Here is a 17,259-nt window from a genome sequence, read left to right on the forward strand (position 1 = left end):
TTCGTTCAAAGGTCGGAAAAATCGATGTCCCGCCACTGCTGGACGGGGAAACCGGCATACGCCAGCAGGGCCGGCAAATGGGCGGGGAAGCGCTGGAACCCGTGGTCACCGCCCGCCTCGATGCGCAGGGCGCAGGCACGGTAGAAGCGCTCGGCTTCGCGGTAGTCCAGGGTTTCGTCGGCGGTCTGCAACCAGACCTGGTAGCGGCTGGCGTCCTGCGGGGGAGCCACTTCCAGTGCCGCCAGGGCGTCGACATGGGCCTGGGTGAGCTCCCATTCCTCGCCGCTGTAATAGTTCTTCTGCGGCCCGAGGCGGCCCTCGAACAGCCGGTGCGGGTTCACCGCCGGATTGATCAGGATGGCCTTCAGCCCGTGCCGCTCCGCAAGGTGGGTCGCATAGTAGCCGCCCAGTGAGCTGCCGACCAGCACCGGCCGGCCCAGCTCGGCGAGGGCCGCCTCCAGCTGTTCGATGGCCTGGCGCGGGTCATGGTGCAGGGCCGGCACGCGCAGCCGCTCGGCCAGCCCCATGCGCTGCATCAGGGCGCTGAGCTGGAGGGCCTTGCGGGAGTCGGGTGAGCTGTTGAAGCCGTGGATATAGAGAATGGCGGGGGCGGCGGTGGGCACGTGGCGTCCTGGGGTGTGTGGCTGGCAGTCGTACTTCTTGCCGTGCCTCGGCGCCAAGGTCAATAACCTTTGACGCTGTAGTCCACTTCGAAATCGATTCCGGTGACCCGCGACACGCCGGTCTCCAGGCGGCCATCACCGTGCAGCCTGAGCCAGCGGTAGCCCGGGGCCTCGCCGCCGACCTGGAACTCCTCGCTCCCCGGCGCGAACTGCACGCAGGTGGAGGGCGAGGCCAGCAGACGCACGCCGTCACGCAACTGGTCGAACTCCTGGTGCACATGGCCCCAGAGTACGCCGCGTACATTGCTGAAACGCGCCAGCACCTCGAACAGGGCGTCCGGGTTGAGGACGCCGATGGGGTCCATCCAGCGGCATCCGATGGGCACCGGGTGGTGGTGGAAGCTCACCAGCACATGGCGATCGCCGGCTTCGGTCAGCGCCTGCTCCAGCAGGGCCAGTTGGGCCGGCGGGAAATGCCCGGGCACGGCGCCGCCGATGGTGGAATCCAGCAGCACCACGCGCCAGGCGGGGAAGTCGATCACTGGCTGCAGCAGGTCGCTGCCGCGGCACACCTGCTCCATTACCTGGACCTCGTCGTGATTGCCGGGAAACCAGCGGCACGGCGAAGGGATGCGGGCGCAGAGATCACGGAAGTGGACATAGGACTCGGGACTGCCGTCCTGGGACAGGTCACCCGTGGCCAGCACCAGGTCGATGGCGGGCTGCTCCTCCAGCACCTGGTCGATGACGCGGCTCAGGCTGTCGTGCGTATTCATGCCCAGCAGCCGTCCTTCTTCTTCGGCGAAGAGGTGGCTGTCGGACAACTGCACGAGCAGGACCGAAGGAGCAGCGGCGTGGCGGTTCGCGCTGGACAAGACAGTCTCCTGGGGGTGAATGCCACGAATTATGGTGGCACAGGCGTGACGTGGTAAACCCGAGAACCGGGAATGGTTCACAGTTAGCGCGCCCCGGGAGATGGGCGGAAAGAAGTTTCCTACAGGACGACGGGTTCGACTTCGTGACCACAGGCCAGGCAGTGGGACAGCCACTCGCCCAGGAAGAGGTTCAGCTGGCTCTTCTCGTCCGGCTGGTGCATGTCGACATTGGGGTAGGGGTAGAAGCTGCGCAGGCGCCGTGCGTTCTCGGCGGCGACCACCTCGGCCATGCGCGCGTCGTGGTACACGCGAACCTCCAGCTGCGGGGACGGCAGCCACGGCAGCGGCAGCTCCTGGCGTACCTTCAGCGTGGTGGTGTAGGGGCACGCCTCCACCACGTCCAGCGCCAGCACCCCCAGCAGGTGCTCGCCCTGGCTCAGGGCCACGCGGCGCGAGGCCTGGGCCTCGCGCATCTGGGGCAGCAACCGCATCAGCCGGGCGTAGTTGGCCTCGCAGGCGGCTTGCAGCCCGGCCAGGTCCACACGGTAGCGGTCGCGCAACAGGTTCACGTCCACATCCCCCGTACTTCGTCGCGGTTCAGCGCCAGCCACTGAAGGGCAATGATGGCGGCAGCGTTGATGATGCGCCCCTCGCGCAAGGCGGCCAGGGCATCGGCGAAGGACAGCACATGGACACGGATGTCCTCACCTTCCTCTGCCAGACCGTGTACGCCACCGGCACCTTCGGCGGTGCAGCGGCCTACGTACAAATGCACGAATTCGTCGGAGCCGCCGGGTGAAGGATAGTAGGCAGTAATGGGCCAGAGGGAGGTCAATGTCAGATCAGCCTCCTCGACGGCTTCGCGCCGGGCCACTTCCTCCGGCTCCTCGGCCTTGTCGATCAGGCCAGCCACCAGTTCGAGCATCCAGGGGTTCTCGCTCTTCTCCATGGCGCCGACACGGAATTGCTCGATGAGCACCACCTCATCGCGGCGCGGATCGTAGGGCAGCACGCAGACGGCATCATGGCGCACGAACAGCTCACGCTTGAGTTCGGGGCCCATCTGCCCGGAGAACTGCCGATGCCGCAGGCGCAGGCGGTCCAGGCGGTAGAAGCCGCGGAAACACACCTCGCGCTCAATCACGTCGATCGCATCGGGGCCGGGTTTGAAGGTGTCTGTCATTGCATCTCGCTCTTTCGGGTGGTCCTGCGTCCGCGCATCCTACTCTGCCGTTTCAGCTTTGCGCAGCCTCTTTGCAGGCGGGCCATGGGCTGGGATCATGCGCCCCTTCTTGCCCGGCGCCGCGAACTCATGACACCGGGAACAGTCGAAAACCGCACCGTCCAGCAGACAGCCGATCCGATGACCGATTCCCTCTCCCTGCGCAAAAAACTGGCGCTCATCGCCCTCACCCTCCAGCTCGGCGCCTGCCAGAGCCTTGCGCCCGACACGGGCCTGAAGGTCGAACGCCAGGCCTGGGAACACCTCAAGCCTGGTTGCCAGGGCGAGAGCTGCCCGCTGGTGAACATCGACGTGGTGCACTTCCCCGACGCACCGGCGCTGGAAAGCCTGGTCACCCGCCGCCTGCTGCAGATGACCCAGGACGCCCCCGGCACGCCGCTACCGGCCTCGCTGGCCTCCTACGAGCGGGACTTCCTCGCCCGTGCCGAACCCGGCTGGGCCAGCTACCTGCAGGCCAAGGTACGCGAGCAGCATGACCAACTGACGATCATCGAGCTCTCCAGCTACCTGGCCACCGGCGGCGCCCATGGCATGCCGGGACGCGGCTTCATCACCTACGACCGCAAGCGCGAGCAGGTGCTGACCCTGCGCGACATGCTGCTGCCCGGCCAGGAAGAAGCCTTCTGGAAGCTGGCGGAAGCGGCGCACCAGCGCTGGCTGGCGGCCAACAAGCTGGACCAGGACGCCGACTTCGCCAGCACCTGGCCCTTTCAGCGCACCGAGCACGTGACCCTGGCCCGTGGCGCGATGCTGCTGAAGTACGACGTCTACAGCATCGCGCCCTACGCCAGCGGGCACCCGGAGCTGACCATTCCCTACCCGCAGCTCAACGGCATCCTCAAGCCGGAGTATTTCCCCGGCCGAGGCTGACCCGCCTGAAGGCGACTGCACGCAGAGCGCTGTTCACGCGGCGGATGCCCCGGTTGAACGTTGGCAAGACTCACCCCACAAAGCGCGAAGCCGGGCATCAGGCCCGGCTTGCGAGAGAGGAGGGATCGGGGCGCCGGCGATGCCTGGGGCACGCCGGGCCCGGCTCGGTCAGACCTGCTTGTAGATCACCGAGCCTTCTTCACGGAACCGCCCGGACTGCTCGGCGAACCCGGCCTGGATGGCCTTCTGTTCATCGGTCAGCCCGTTCTCCTTGGCGTAGTCGCGCACTTCCTGGGTGATCTTCATGGAGCAGAACTTCGGCCCGCACATGGAGCAGAAGTGCGCCACCTTGGCCGACTCCTTGGGCAGCGTCTCGTCGTGGAAGGCACGGGCGGTGTCCGGGTCCAGGCCGAGGTTGAACTGGTCCTCCCAGCGGAACTCGAAGCGTGCCTTGCTCAGCGCGTTGTCGCGGATCTGCGCACCGGGATGGCCCTTGGCGAGGTCGGCGGCGTGGGCGGCGATCTTGTAGGTGATGATCCCGGTCTTCACGTCATCCTTGTTCGGCAGGCCCAGGTGCTCCTTGGGCGTGACGTAGCAAAGCATGGCGCAACCGAACCAGCCGATCATCGCGGCGCCGATGCCGCTGGTGATGTGGTCATAGCCGGGGGCGATGTCGGTGGTCAGCGGGCCGAGGGTGTAGAACGGCGCCTCGTCGCAGCATTCCAGCTGCTTGTCCATGTTCTCCTTGATCAGGTGCATGGGCACGTGGCCGGGGCCCTCGATCATGGTCTGCACGTCGTGCTTCCAGGCCACCTTGGTCAGCTCGCCGAGGGTCTCCAGCTCACCGAACTGCGCCGCGTCGTTGGCGTCGGCGATGGAGCCGGGGCGCAGGCCATCGCCCAGCGAGAAGCTGACGTCGTAGGCCTTCATGATTTCGCAGATTTCCTCGAAGTGGGTGTAGAGGAAATTCTCCTGATGATGCGCCAGGCACCACTTGGCCATGATCGAACCGCCACGGGAGACGATGCCGGTGACGCGCTTGGCGGTCAGCGGCACGTAGCGCAGCAGCACGCCGGCGTGGATGGTGAAATAGTCCACGCCCTGCTCCGCCTGCTCGATCAGGGTGTCGCGGAACAGCTCCCAGGTCAGGTCCTCGGCGATGCCGCCGACCTTCTCCAGGGCCTGGTAGATCGGCACGGTGCCGATGGGCACCGGCGAGTTGCGGATGATCCACTCACGGGTCTCGTGGATGTGCTTGCCGGTGGACAGGTCCATCACCGTGTCCGAGCCCCAGCGGATGCCCCAGGTCAGCTTGGCCACCTCTTCCTCGATGGAAGAGCCCAGGGCCGAGTTGCCGATGTTGCCGTTGATCTTCACCAGGAAGTTGCGGCCGATGATCATCGGCTCCAGCTCCACATGGTTGATGTTGGCGGGGATGATGGCGCGGCCGCGGGCGACTTCCTCGCGGACGAACTCGGGGGTGATCTCCTTCGGGATGGCGGCGCCGAAGCTGTGCCCCGGGTGCTGCTCCTTCAGCAGGCCAGCCTCGCGGGCCTCGGCCAGCTTCATGTTCTCGCGGATGGCGACGAACTCCATCTCCGGCGTGATGATGCCCTTCTTCGCGTAGTGCATCTGCGTGACGTTGTGCCCGGCCTTGGCCCGGCGCGGGTTGCGCACGTGGGCGAAGCGCATGGCCGACAGCTCGGCGTCCGCCAGACGGCGCTGGCCGAACTCGGAGGTCAGGCCCGGAAGGCGCTCGGTGTCGTTGCGGTCATCGATCCAGGGGCTGCGGATGTCCGCAAGGCCCTTGCGCACGTCAATGGCGACAGTCGGATCGGTGTAGGGGCCGGAGGTGTCGTAGACGGTCACCGGCGCGTTGATCTCGCCACCGAAGGCGGTAGGGGTCACGTCCAGGGCGATCTCGCGCATGGGCACGCGGATATCGGGGCGCGAGCCCTGTACATAGACCTTGTGGGAACGGGGAAACGGCTGGACGGATTGCTGATCGACCTGGGCGCTCTCGCTCAGGTTTCGTTGTTGTTTTGCGGTCATCGGCAGGCTCCTGGGTGATGTCGGAGCGAACCTGAAAGGCAGAGTGCACCGGGGCCGGTGCCGAGAGGGACCTCTCCGGAGTGCAAGGCGGGAGAGGCACATCTTGTTCCCTACGCAGGCCTTAACCTGATCAGGTTCAACGGGATCCGGAACTTTCCGATCTCAGCCTCCGATTCGAGGCACCCCGACAAGAACTCGCGCAGTCTAATCAACCCCGCCGCCACAAACCAAGCCCGCGCCGGTAAATAAATGACCCGCGCGTCAGGAAGTCCGCCGGGAACATCATTGTTCCGGGCAGGCAACATAACGTCCGGCAAACTACACTCAGCCCGCCTGGCGGTTGTCTTGACCGCGTACCATGGCACCCGTAGCCTTGCCCGACCCCACTGAATCCAGGATTGATCATGCTGCGCAGACTCTCACTGGCTGTTGCCGTGGCCTCCGCATTCGCCGGAACCGCCTGGGCAGCCGACGCCCCGCTGTCAGCCAAGACGGACCTTGTAACCGTGTACAAGGATGCGGTCGACAACAACGCCGACCTCGCCGCCGCCCGCGCCAACTTCGAAGCCCAGCGCGAGGCCGTGCCCCAGGCACGTGCCGGCCTGCTGCCGCAGATCAGTGGCGGCGCCACCGCCAACGACACCCGCACCAAGCTGGACGAGCCCTCGGCCACCAGCTCGCGCAGCGGCATCGTCTACCAGGCCAGCCTCAGCCAGCCGATCTTCCGCGCTGATCGCTGGTTCCAGCTCAAGGCTGCCGAAGCCAGCACCGAGCAGGCCTCCCTGGAGTTCTCGGCGACCCAGCAGAACCTGATCCTGCAGACCGCCGAAGGCTACTTCGCCGTGCTCCGCGCCCAGGACAACCTCGCCTCCACCAAGGCCGAGGAAGCCGCCTTCAAGCGCCAGCTCGACCAGGCCAACGAGCGCTTCGACGTGGGCCTCTCGGACAAGACCGACGTGCTCGAAGCCCAGGCCGGCTACGACACCGCCCGCGCCAACCGCATGATCGCCGAGCGCAACGTGGAGGACGCCTTCCAGGCGCTCATCACCCTGACCAACCGCGAATACGCCGCCCTCGAAGGCATCCAGCACACCCTGCCGGTGGTGGTGCCCAGCCCCAACGACGCCAAGGCCTGGGTCGACACCGCCGCCCAGCAGAACCTCAACCTGCAGGCCAGCAACCACGCCGTGGACGCCGCCGAGGAAACCCTGCGCCAGCGCAAGTCCGGCCACGCCCCGACCCTGGATGCCGTCGCCCAGTACCAGAAGGGTGACAACGACAGCCTCGGCTTCACCAACAGCGGCAACAGCGCCGTGCGCTACGGCAGCGATGTCGAGCAGCGCACCATCGGCCTGCAACTGAACATCCCGATCTACAGCGGCGGCCTGACCAGCTCCCAGGTGCGCGAGTCCTACCAGCGTCTGAGCCAGACCGAGCAGCAGCGCGAAAGCCTGCGCCGCCAGGTGGTGCAGAACACCCGCAACTACCACCGCGCGGTGAACACTGACGTCGAGCAGGTGAAGGCCCGCAAGCAGTCGATCATCTCCAACCAGAGCGCCCTGGAAGCCACTGAAATCGGCTACCAGGTCGGCACCCGCAACATCGTCGACGTGCTGGACGCCCAGCGCCAGCTTTACAGCTCCGTGCGCGACTACAACAACGCCCGCTACGACTACATCCTCGACAACCTGCGCCTGAAGCAGGCCGCCGGCACCCTCAGCCCGGCCGACCTGGAAGCCCTGGCCGGCTTCCTCAAGGCGGACTACGACCCGGACAAGGACTTCCTCCCCCCGGACCTGGCCAAGGCGGCGGAAGCCAGCCTGCGCAACAAGGCCGACTGACAGGCCCCATGAAAAAGCCCGGCACATGCCGGGCTTTTTCGTTCCTGGACCGTTCAGCCCTCTGCGGGCAACGGGTACAGCCGCGTGTCGAACTGGTCGAGACGGGGGAAGACCAGCGCTGCGTCCTGCTCGATCCCGGCGAGCCGCGCCTGGTACGCCTGCAGGTAGCCGGCCCGCACGTCGTCGCTCACATAGGGCACGTGCCAGGCGACGAACGGCGGCAGCACCGTCATGCCGGTGTAAGCCAGCGTGCCGCGCAGGACCGGTCGCAGCATGTCCTCCAGCGGGCCGTGGATCGCCCCCGGGCCGAACATGTGGTCGCGCCCGCCCAGGGTCAGGGTCAGCAAGGCGCGCTTGCCCGCGAGCCCGCCCTGGTCGTAGAAGCGCTTGCCGCCGTAGCAGATGCCGGAGACCAGCACCCGGTCGAACCAGCCCTTGAGGATGGCCGGCACGGAGAACCAGTAGACCGGGAAGTTGAAGATCACCAGGTCCGCCCACAGCAGCTTGTCCAGCTCCTCGCGGATGTCGGCGGCCAGGGTCCGGGCCGTTACCGCCTCGCGCTGCTCCAGGGCGTACACCAGATAGTCCGGGTTGCGCCGTTCGAGGAAGTCCGCCTCGCTGGCCACGGGGTTCCAGTTCATCCCATACAGGTCCGACACCTTCACCGCGTGGCCCTGCTCCCGCAGCGTCTGCTCGGCGAGCCGGCACAGCGCGGCGCAGAAGGAGCGCGGTTCGTTGTGAGCGTGGACGATCAATACATTCATGCGAACTCCCGTCGCGCAGGGTCATTGGAAGAGGACGCACCCTGCTCAAGCACCTCGGCCGCGCAGCGTGCGATGCGGCGACAGGCCTCGCGCAGGGGCTCGGCGCCCAGCACCAGGCCCAGGCGGATGTGCCCGGCCGCACTGGGGCCGAAGGCTTCGCCGGCCAGCACCGAGACCCCGTGGCCGTCCAGCAGGCGGTCGGCGAAGGCCTGGGCGGAGAGCCCGGTGGCGCGGATGTCCACCATCACGAACATGCCCCCGTCGGGCCGCAGGGCACGCACGCCGGGGCAATCGGCCAGGCAGTCGAGCACCAGGTCGCGGCGCTGGCGGTAGGCCTCGCGCATGGCCTCCAGCTCCGGCAAGCGGGCCTCCAGCGCGGTGCAGGCGGCGTCCTGGATGAAGTCCGGCGAGCCGTAGAGCATGCACAGGGCCAGGTTCTCCAGGTGCCCACAGAGCGCCCGCGGCCCCACCACCCAGCCCACGCGCCAGCCGGTCATGGCGTGGGACTTCGACAGGCTGTTGAGAGTCGCCGTGCGCTCGGCCATGCCCGGCAGGCTGGCGGGGCTGATGTGCTCGCCCTCGAACAACAGCTCGCTGTAGACCTCGTCGGAGATCATCCACAGGTCGTGCTGCACGCACAGCTTGGCGAGTGCTTCCCAGGTGGTGCGCGGCAGGCTGGCGCCGGAGGGGTTGTGCGGGCTGTTGATCGCCAGGGCGCGGGTACGCGGGGTGATCCGCGCCGCCACGTCCTCGGCCTGCACGCGGAAGCCGTGCTCGGAGCGCACCGGGACCGGCACGACGGTGGCGCCACAGGCCCCGAACACCGCCTCGTAGGTGACGTACATCGGCTCGGCGACGATCACTTCATCGCCGGGGTTGAGCACGCATTGCGCCACGGCGTAGAGCGCGCACTGGGCGCCGGCCAGCACCACCACGTCATCGCCGGTGACGGCCTGGCCGCTGCGCTGGCTGTGACGACGGGCGATGGCTTCGCGCAGCGAACGCTTGCCGCGCACGTCGGCGTAATGGGTGTTGCCGGCCAGCAGGCTGTCGATGGCCGACTGCACGATGGGCACCGGCGTGTCGAAGTCCGGATCGCCAACGGACAGCAGCAGGATGTCGTCGCCCTGCTCCATACGCGCCAGGGCGCGGTAGTGGATGTCCCAGGCGGCGGCACCGTCGCCGGCGATGCGTTGGGTGAAGTTCGAGTAGCGCATGGGCAGCTCCTTGGGTCAGCGGGCCTGTTGGGCGCAGGCGTGTTTCAGCTCGATCAGGGTCACCCCTGGATGGCGGAAGCCCTCGCGCAGGTCCTGTTCCAGTGCGTCCAGGCTCTGTGGCTGGCGCACCTCGCAGCCGTAGGCGCGGCCGAGCAGGGCGAAATCCGGGTTGCGCGGCAGCACGCCGATGGGCTCGATGTCCAGGTCGAGCATGTCGTCGCGGATCTGCCCCAGCGCATCGTTGTTCCACAGCACCACCACCAGCGGGCTGTCCAGCTCCTCGGTGGCGGTGGCCAGTTCCTGGGCGGTGTAGAGGAAGCCGCCGTCGCCCACCAGCACCAGGCCGGGGCGCTCCGGCGCGCCGAACTTGGCGCCGATGCCGGCCGGTACGCCGTAGCCGAGGGTGCCGTAGCCGGTGGGGTGCAGCCAGCTGCGCGGCGCCCGGCTGGGGAACAGGTAGTTGCCGCTGTAGGCCAGCTGGGTCATGTCGCTGGCGATGAAGGCGGTGTCCGGCAGCGCCTGGGCGATGCGTTCGAGGATCGCCTGGTGGATGCGCTGCAACGGGGCATGGCTGGCCTCCAGTTGCTCACGCAGCCGGCCGATGCGCGCGCGGGCGCTGGCCGCATCCCGGGCGGCAGCCGGCAGCGCGGCGAGCAACGCCTCGGCGGTGGCCCTCGCATCCCCCAGCAGCGCCACGGCGCACGGGTAGAAGTCGTTGAACTTGCGCGAGTCGACGTCGACGCGGATCACCTCGCCGGACAGCGGCAGGCGCTCGCGCCAGTAATCGGTGTCGGCCATCTCGGTGCCGATGGCCAGCACCACATCGGCCTCGGCGATCATGTCCCAACCGGCCTGGGTGCACAGGGTGGCGCCAGCGGCGAGCGGCGCTTCCGGCGCCAGCAGGCCCTTGCCGGCGACGCTGGTGAACAGCGGCGCGGCCAGGCGCTCGCTCATCGCGGCCAGGGCATCGGCGGCCTGCAGCGCACCGCCGCCGGCGATGATCATCGGGCGCCGGGCGGCCTGGAGTTTATCCACAGCCTGCCGCAGCGCGGCGGCGCAGGGCTGGCCACGGCCGGCACGGCGCACCACCTCATGGGTCCAGTCGCGGGCGACCGGGTTGGCCAGCACGTCCAGCGGGACGGAGATGTGCACCGGGCGCGGGCGCTCGCTGTCGAACACGGCGTAGGCGCGGGCGATCAGCTCGGGCAAATCCTCGGCACTCAGGGCGACGGCGGAAAACGCGGTGATCGGCGCGGTCATCGCGCGCTGGTCCTGGGTCTCGTGCAGGCAGCCCCAGCCTTTGCCGAGGCTGGCGGTGTGGTTGACGCTGGAGATCACCAGCAGCGGGATCGAGTCGGCGTAGGCCTGGCCGATGGCGGTGGCGGCGTTGGTCACCCCCGGCCCGGTGATGATGAAGGCCACGCCCGGCTTGCCACTGACCCGCGCATAGCCGTCGGCCATGAAGCCGGCACCCTGCTCGTGGCGGGTCAGCACGTGGCGGATGCCGCTGCCGGGCAGGCCCCGGTACAGCTCCAGGGTGTGTACACCGGGAATGCCGAACACGGTGTCGACCCCGTAGTTGGCCAGCAGGCGGACCAGGGCCTGGCCGCCGGTGAGAGGTGTGGTCTGTTGCATGGGTCGTCTCCCCAAGGGCTGAAGCGTGACGGTCATTCGGCAAGGCGGATCAGTGCATCCACCGCCACGGCGCCTTCGGCGTCCGCCAGCAGCGGGTTCACGTCCAGCTCAAGCAGGCTGTCCACGTGTTCGCAGGCGTAGTCGGCCACCGCGCGGATGGCCTCCACCAGTGCGTCCAGGTCCACCGCCGGGCGCCCGCGAAAGCCGGTGAGCAGCGGCGCACTGCGCAGGCTGAGCAAGGCATCGCGGATCGCCGCATCGGTGGTGGGCAGCAGCAGGCTGAGGCTGTCCTTGAGCAGCTCGACGAGGATGCCGCCGGCCCCCAGCACCAGCGCCAGGCCGAAGCCGTTCTCGCGCTTGATGCCGACGATCAGCTCGGCCAGCGGCGGGTTGGCCATGCGCTCCAGCAGCACCTGTTCGAAGGGCACGCCGGGCGCGTGGCGGGCGATGCTCGCGCGCATGTCGAACAGCGCCGCTTCCAGCGCCGCCTCGTTGCGCAGGTGGAGCGCCACGCCGCCGGCTTCGGTCTTGTGCGGCAGTTGCGCGCTGACCACTTTCAGCGCCAATGGGAAGCCGACATCGGCGGCCGCTTCGCGGGCTTGCGCCGGGGTGCTCAACGCTGCGCGCGGCAGCGGCAGGCCAAAGGCTTTCAGTGCCTGCTTGGATTGCCACTCGTCCAGCAGCCGGCCTTCACCTTCCAGCGCCTGCGGGCAGAGCGGCACCAGGGCAGCTTCGCCACGGGCGAGCAGCGCGTCGCGGCGCTGGCGGTAATGGGCGATGCGCCCCCAGGCGACGAGGCCGTCTTCCACGCCTTGCAATGCCGCGACGCCGTGGGCATGCAGCCGTTCACGGGCCGGCCTGGGCAGCAGCTCCGGCAGCGCGGAGGCGATGAAGCCCACCTTGCCGTGGCGCTCCAGCGCCGCGCAGTAAAGCTCCAGCAGCAGGTCGCACTGCGGGCGCTCGCCGGTTTCCTCGCCGGGGTAGTCCAGCACCAGCAAAGCGGCATCGACGTCGGTCTGCAGGGCGCTGTCGAGCATGCGCTCCAGCGCCGGGCCGTCGCCCCAGATGGCGGTGGTGAAGTCCAGCGGGTTGGCGATGTTGGCGTAGTCCGGCAGCACCTGGGCCAGCTCGGCGCGCTGGGCGTCGACCAGCTTGGGCAGGGCCAGGCCGTTGCGTTCGGCGTAGTCGGCGATCAGCCCGGCGTCGCCACCGGAGCAGGCCAGCGCCGCCAGGCGCGGACCGGCCGGCAGGTTGCCGCAGGCGGCCGCCTTGAGGGTTTCGATGAAGCTCACCGGGCCGCTGACGCGGATCACCCCGAGGCGCTCGAACAGCGCGTCGTACAGCGCATCGGAGCCCGCCAGGGAGCTGGTGTGGCTGAGCGCCAGTTCGGCGCCGATCTGCGACACGCCGGTCTTCAGGGCGATCACCGGGATGCCTTTGTGCAACGCCTTGTAAGCCGCGCGGGCGAAGCCGGGGACGTTCCTGAGCCCTTCCAGGTGCAGGCCGATGGCGGTGACGCGCGGCTCATCCAGCAGCACGTCCATCAGTTCGGCCACGCCCAGTTGCGCCTGGTTGCCCACCGAGGCCATGTAGGCGATGGGCAGCGAGCGGTCGCTCATGGACAGGTTGTAGGCGAAGTTGCCGCTCTGGGTGAGCACCGCCACGCCCTTCTCCACCCGCTGCCCGCCGTGGGCTACCGGCCACAGCGCGGCGCCGTGCAGGTAGTCGAGCAGGCCGTAGCAGTTGGGGCCGAGCAGGGCCATGTCACCGGCGCTGGCAAGCAGGCGGCGCTGCAGGGCTTCGCCTTCGGCGCCGGTCTCGGCAAAGCCGGAGGCGTAGCAGATGGCGCCACCGGCCTCCTTGGCGGCCAGCTCGGCGACGGCCTGCAGGGTCAGGTCGCGATTGGTGGCGATGAACACCGCGTCCGGCCCTTCGGGCAGGTCGGCGATGGTGCGCACGCAGGGCACGCCTTCGAGCGCGTCGTGTTGCGGGTTGACCAGCCACATCGGCCCGGCGAAGCCGCCTTCGGCGCAGCGCTTGAGCGCGCGCGCCATGCTGCGGCCACCGATGAAGGCGAGGTGACGGGGCGCCAGCAGGCGCTGGAGGTTTTCGCGTTTCATGGCACGGGCCTCAGCGCAGCAGCGGACGCAGCAGTTCGCGGGAAATGATGTGGCGCTGGATCTCCGAGGTGCCTTCCCAGATGCGCTCGATGCGCGCGTTGCGCCAGATGCGCTCCACCGGCCCTTCGTCCATCAGGCCCATGCCGCCGAAGATCTGCACCGTCTCGTCGGCCACCTTGCCGAGCACTTCACTGGCGAACAGCTTGGCCATGCCGGCCTCGCCGTCGCTCATGGTGCCGCGGTCCATCTTCCAGGCGGTGTGCAGGGTCATCAGCTCGGCAGCGCGTATCTGTGTGGCCATGTCAGCGAGCTTGAACGAGATGCCCTGGTAGCTGCCGATGGGCTGGCCGAACTGCTTGCGGTCGGCGGACCACTGCAGCGCCAGGTCCAGCGCGCGCTGGGCCTGGCCGACGCAGTTGGCGGCGACCATCACGCGGCCGGCGGTGAGCCAGGCGTTGGCCACTTCCCAGCCCTTGTCCACTTCACCGAGGACCTTGGAGGCCGGCACGCGGCAGTCATCGAAGAAGATCTCGTAGGTGTGGTAACCCTTGTTGCTCACGCACTTCGGCCCCCGGCGCACGGTCATGCCGGCGGTGCCCTTGTCCACCAGGAAGGCGGTCACGGCGTTGCGCTTCTTGCCGTTGCGCTCGAAGGTGTCGGTCACCGCGAAGACGATGGCGAAATCGGCGTGCCCGGCGTGGCTGATGAAGTGCTTGGCGCCGTTGATGATGAAGTCGTCGCCGTCACGCACGGCGCGGGTCTTGATGGCGTTGGCGTCGGAACCGGCACCCGGCTCGGTGAGGGCGAAGCAGTCGATCTTCTCGCCCTGCACGCACGGCAGCAGGTAGTCGCCGATCTGCGCGCCGGTGCAGGCCATGAGGATCTTCGACGGCCGCGCAACGAACACATGCAGCGCCCAGGACACCTTCGACAGCTCGCGCTCGACCAGCGCCTGGGACAGGTAGTCCAGGCCACCGCCGCCGACGTCCTCGGGCATGTTGAAGGCGTAGAAACCCGCCGCCAGGGCCTTGCCGCGAATCTGCGCGGCCAGCTCCGGGGATACGGCGTCGGCGCGGTCCACTGCTTCCTCGTGGGGCAGCAGCTCTTTCTCGACGAAGGCCTTGACCGCCTCGACGAGCATGTCCTGTTCCTGGGTCAGTTGAAAATCCATGGCATCACCTGCAGCCGTCAACGGCCGTTGAATTGGGGGGAACGTTTCTCGGCCACGGCGCGCAGCGCCTCGGCGGCATCCTCACTGCGGCCACAGAGCAGCCCGGCGGCCTGCTCGGCCTCCAGTTGCTGGGCCAGGGTGCGGCTGGCGCCATCGCGCATCAGGCGCTTGGTCTGGGCGAAGGCGAAGGTCGGGCCGGCGGCCAGGCGCGCGGCGAATTCGCCGACCTGTTCCAGCAGGTGTTCATCGGCAACCACTTCGCCGACCAGGCCGGCATTCAGCGCGCGCTCGGCGTTCCACAGCTCGTCGAGGAACAGCAGGCGCTTGGCCGCTTCGCTGCCGATCAGGCGCGGCAGGTGCCAACTGGCGCCGGCGTCCGGGCAGTAGGCCATGCCGGTGTAGCCGGCCTTGAAGCGCGCGGAGGCGGCAGCGATGCGGAAATCGCAGCACAGCGCCAGGTCCATCCCCGCGCCCACGGCGGTGCCGTTGACGGCGGCGATGGTCGGCTTGTCCAGGCCATGCAGGCGGCGCATCAGGGCGTGGGCGGTTTCGGTCCAGCCGTAGGTTTCCAGCTCGCCCCGGGCTTCGGCCTCAGCCCATTCGGCGAGGTCGGCGCCGGCACAGAAGCTGCGGCCCTCGCCGGTCAGCACGATGACGCGCACCGCCGGGTCGGCCTCATGGGCGTCCAGCAGGGCCAGCAGGTGCTTGAGCGTGGGGATGTCCAGCGCGTTGCGCTGTGCAGGGCGGTTCAGGGTGATCCAGGCGATACCGCCCTGGACCCGGCTGAGCGGGGATGGCTGTGTCATGCGGCCCTCGTTCTTGTCGTTGATTGTGCGGAGGCGAATGCGTGGCCTCATGCTAAACAGTCGTTCAACAAGACCACAATCCACCCCGGCAGCCGCCTGTAACGAAGCGTGCAAAGCCGCCAGAACGCGCCAGCCCTGGCCCCGAAGGGCTCGCGTACGGCGTCGGCATCCGGCAGCGTTACAACTTCGAACAAAGATCCTTACGCCATGAAAAAGGCCCCGCAATGCGGGGCCTTGGTCGTCACACAGAGGGTCAGCCGATGCTGGGAACGATCTCCTCCCCCACATCACCACCACGCCTGCGGCGGATCAGGAAGTAGGCGCCGTAGCACACAGCGATGAAACCGAAGCCCCAGTACAGCGACGGCCGCTGGGTGGGGTCCAGGGCGAGGAAGACGAACAGCGAGCAGCAGATGGCGATGCAGGCCAGCGGCACCAGCGGGAACAACGGCGCCGAGTACTTCAGATCGGCCCGGGTGCCGCCCTTGGCCATGTGTTCGCGACGGAAGCGGTACTGGGCGTAGGCGATGACGATCCAGGTCACGGTGCCGGCCATGCCGCTCACCGCCATCAGCACCATGAACAGGGTGTCGGCGGCGACGATGCTGGTCAGCAGCGACAGCAGGGCGAAGCACAGGGTGATCAGCAGCGCATACAGCGGCACGCCCCGGGCGCTCAGCTTCGACAACTGGCGCGGCGCCATGCCGGTCTTGGACATGGCCCAGAGGATGCGGGTGGAGGCATAAAGCCCGGAGTTGCCCACGGAGAGGATCGCCGTGAGGATCACGAAGTTCATCAGGTCGGCGGCATAGGGAATGCCCACCTTGTCGAACACTTGGACGAACGGGCTCTCCATCAGCCCTGCCTCCCTCCAGGGGACGATGGCGGCCAGCACGCCGATGGCCAGCACGTAGAAGATCAGCACGCGGAAGACCACGTTGCGCACCGCCTGGGGGATGCTCTTCTCCGGCTGGTCGGTCTCGCCGGCGGCGACGCCCATGATCTCGCAGCCCTGGAAGGCGTAGACCACCGTCATCATCACCGCGAACACGGCAGCCAGCCCGTTGGGGAACAGGCCATCGCCCACCAGGTTGGCCAGACCCGGCGCCGCTGCCTGGCCTTCGAGGGGAATGGCGCCGAACACCGCCAGCAGCCCCACCAGGATGAACACCAGGATGGCCGCCACCTTGATGCCGGAGAACCAGTACTCGGCCTCGCCGAAGGCCCGGGTCGCCAGGGCGTTGAGGGAGAACAGCACCACCACGAACAGCCCTGACCACACCCAGATGGGGACATCCGGGAACCAGCGCGTCATCAGCATCCCGGCGGCGGTGAACTCCAGGCCCACCGTGGACGCCCAGCTCATCCAGTAGACCCAGCCGATCATGAAGCCGGTGGCCGGGCCGATGAAGCGCGTGGCGTGGGCCTGGAACGAGCCGGAGACCGGCATCTGCACCGACAGTTCGCCGAGGCAGACCATCACCAGGTACATCAGCAGGCCGGCGACCAGGTAGGCGAGGATGGCGCCCATCGGGCCACCGGAGCCGATGGTGACGCCCGAGCCCATGAACAGGCCGGTGCCGATCACCCCGCCGAGCGAGAGCATGAAGATGTGCCGGCTCTTGAGCGCGCGGGTGAGCTGGATTTTCTCGCCGCTGCCGGCGTGATGGGTCTCAGACATGGCGCACCTCCGGGGAACGGCGGGTGCGGGTGAGCGGAACTCTACGTTGGGTCATTGTTGTTATCTCCAATCGATCAGAGGCCGTGGCTCGAGCACGGATACCGCCGGATTATTCGAAGGAGATGTAAGGCGCCGTTGATCGCCGGGATCGAAGTTGTAAAAAGCTGTAATGAAGCTGTCTCGCCTAAGGAGGCCTTCCGTATAGCGACGTCGAGTCGAACTGGTTATCGAGCTCTATGGGTAATTTTTGTCTGGCTCTTCCCGCGTCAGGTGTTGCGAGAAGCTTTCCCGCCCAGTTGATTGCCGAGCTTTGCTGGTGTTTTTGGTTTCGCCCCCCCCGGGCGAGTCCCTTTTCCAATCG

14 protein-coding genes and 1 riboswitch are annotated in these 17,259 nt (G+C 67.9%); of the genes, 2 read left to right on the forward strand and 12 right to left on the reverse strand.

The genetic code is table 11. The features are described 5' to 3' along the window. Positions 1–5 precede the first annotated feature (5 nt). From A9G05_RS08925 to A9G05_RS08940, 4 genes are all read right to left on the reverse strand, one after another. On the reverse strand, positions 6–623 hold the full coding sequence (locus tag A9G05_RS08925) for a YqiA/YcfP family alpha/beta fold hydrolase (RefSeq protein WP_069560626.1): 618 nt from the start codon (positions 621–623) through the stop codon (positions 6–8). Between the two features lie 59 nt (positions 624–682). Then, the gene (gene cpdA / locus A9G05_RS08930; protein ID WP_069560627.1) at positions 683–1,498 is read right to left on the reverse strand and encodes a 3',5'-cyclic-AMP phosphodiesterase; all 816 of its coding nucleotides are present in this window, start codon (positions 1,496–1,498) and stop codon (positions 683–685) included. Positions 1,499–1,617: 119 nt separating this feature from the next. Then, positions 1,618–2,073: a DUF1249 domain-containing protein gene (locus A9G05_RS08935; protein ID WP_069560628.1), complete on the reverse strand. Its 456-nt coding sequence runs from the start codon at positions 2,071–2,073 to the stop codon at positions 1,618–1,620. After that, entirely contained in the window at positions 2,064–2,681 is a 618-nt protein-coding gene (locus A9G05_RS08940; RefSeq protein ID WP_069560629.1) for an NUDIX domain-containing protein, read from the reverse strand. Before A9G05_RS08940 ends, A9G05_RS08935 begins: the two co-directional genes overlap by 10 nt. A 180-nt stretch (positions 2,682–2,861) precedes the next feature. Between A9G05_RS08940 and A9G05_RS08945 the strand changes: the two genes are divergently transcribed. Further along, positions 2,862–3,611 (forward strand): RsiV family protein, encoded by a 750-nt coding sequence (locus A9G05_RS08945; RefSeq protein ID WP_069560630.1) that lies wholly within the window; start codon positions 2,862–2,864, stop codon positions 3,609–3,611. A 168-nt stretch (positions 3,612–3,779) separates the two neighbouring features. On the opposite strand, the gene thiC is transcribed toward A9G05_RS08945, so the two are convergent. Beyond that, positions 3,780–5,663, reverse strand: coding sequence for a phosphomethylpyrimidine synthase ThiC (gene thiC / locus A9G05_RS08950; protein WP_069560631.1), 1,884 nt, complete (start codon positions 5,661–5,663; stop codon positions 3,780–3,782). A gap of 90 nt (positions 5,664–5,753) precedes the next feature. Next, a riboswitch (TPP riboswitch) is annotated at positions 5,754–5,860 on the reverse strand. A gap of 207 nt (positions 5,861–6,067) precedes the next feature. Between thiC and A9G05_RS08955 the strand changes: the two genes are divergently transcribed. Further along, complete coding sequence (locus tag A9G05_RS08955) at positions 6,068–7,504, forward strand: TolC family outer membrane protein (RefSeq protein WP_069560632.1); 1,437 nt, start codon at positions 6,068–6,070, stop codon at positions 7,502–7,504. A gap of 53 nt (positions 7,505–7,557) precedes the next feature. Here A9G05_RS08955 and A9G05_RS08960 read toward each other — a convergent pair whose 3' ends face one another. From A9G05_RS08960 to A9G05_RS08990, 7 genes are all read right to left on the reverse strand, one after another. Further along, positions 7,558–8,268, reverse strand: coding sequence for an NAD(P)H-dependent oxidoreductase (locus tag A9G05_RS08960; RefSeq protein WP_069560633.1), 711 nt, complete (start codon positions 8,266–8,268; stop codon positions 7,558–7,560). Further along, complete coding sequence (locus tag A9G05_RS08965; protein ID WP_069560634.1) at positions 8,265–9,485, reverse strand: pyridoxal phosphate-dependent aminotransferase; 1,221 nt, start codon at positions 9,483–9,485, stop codon at positions 8,265–8,267. The genes A9G05_RS08960 and A9G05_RS08965 overlap by 4 nt, the downstream gene beginning before the upstream one ends. A gap of 15 nt (positions 9,486–9,500) precedes the next feature. Continuing rightward, positions 9,501–11,120 carry a 5-guanidino-2-oxopentanoate decarboxylase gene (locus A9G05_RS08970; RefSeq protein ID WP_069560635.1) on the reverse strand — a complete coding sequence of 540 codons (1,620 nt, stop codon included), beginning with the start codon at positions 11,118–11,120 and terminating at the stop codon, positions 9,501–9,503. A gap of 32 nt (positions 11,121–11,152) precedes the next feature. Next, on the reverse strand, positions 11,153–13,240 hold the full coding sequence (locus A9G05_RS08975; protein ID WP_069560636.1) for an acetate--CoA ligase family protein: 2,088 nt from the start codon (positions 13,238–13,240) through the stop codon (positions 11,153–11,155). Between the two features lie 10 nt (positions 13,241–13,250). Then, entirely contained in the window at positions 13,251–14,411 is a 1,161-nt protein-coding gene (locus A9G05_RS08980; protein ID WP_069560637.1) for an acyl-CoA dehydrogenase family protein, read from the reverse strand. Positions 14,412–14,428: 17 nt separating this feature from the next. After that, entirely contained in the window at positions 14,429–15,217 is a 789-nt protein-coding gene (locus A9G05_RS08985) for an enoyl-CoA hydratase/isomerase family protein (protein ID WP_069560638.1), read from the reverse strand. Positions 15,218–15,470: 253 nt separating this feature from the next. Further along, positions 15,471–16,898 (reverse strand): amino acid permease, encoded by a 1,428-nt coding sequence (locus A9G05_RS08990; RefSeq protein ID WP_069560639.1) that lies wholly within the window; start codon positions 16,896–16,898, stop codon positions 15,471–15,473. Positions 16,899–17,259: the final 361 nt, after the last annotated feature.

It is taken from the genome of Pseudomonas sp. ENNP23 (assembly GCF_001728945.1).
Taxonomy (GTDB): Bacteria; Pseudomonadota; Gammaproteobacteria; order Pseudomonadales; family Pseudomonadaceae; genus Metapseudomonas; species Metapseudomonas otitidis.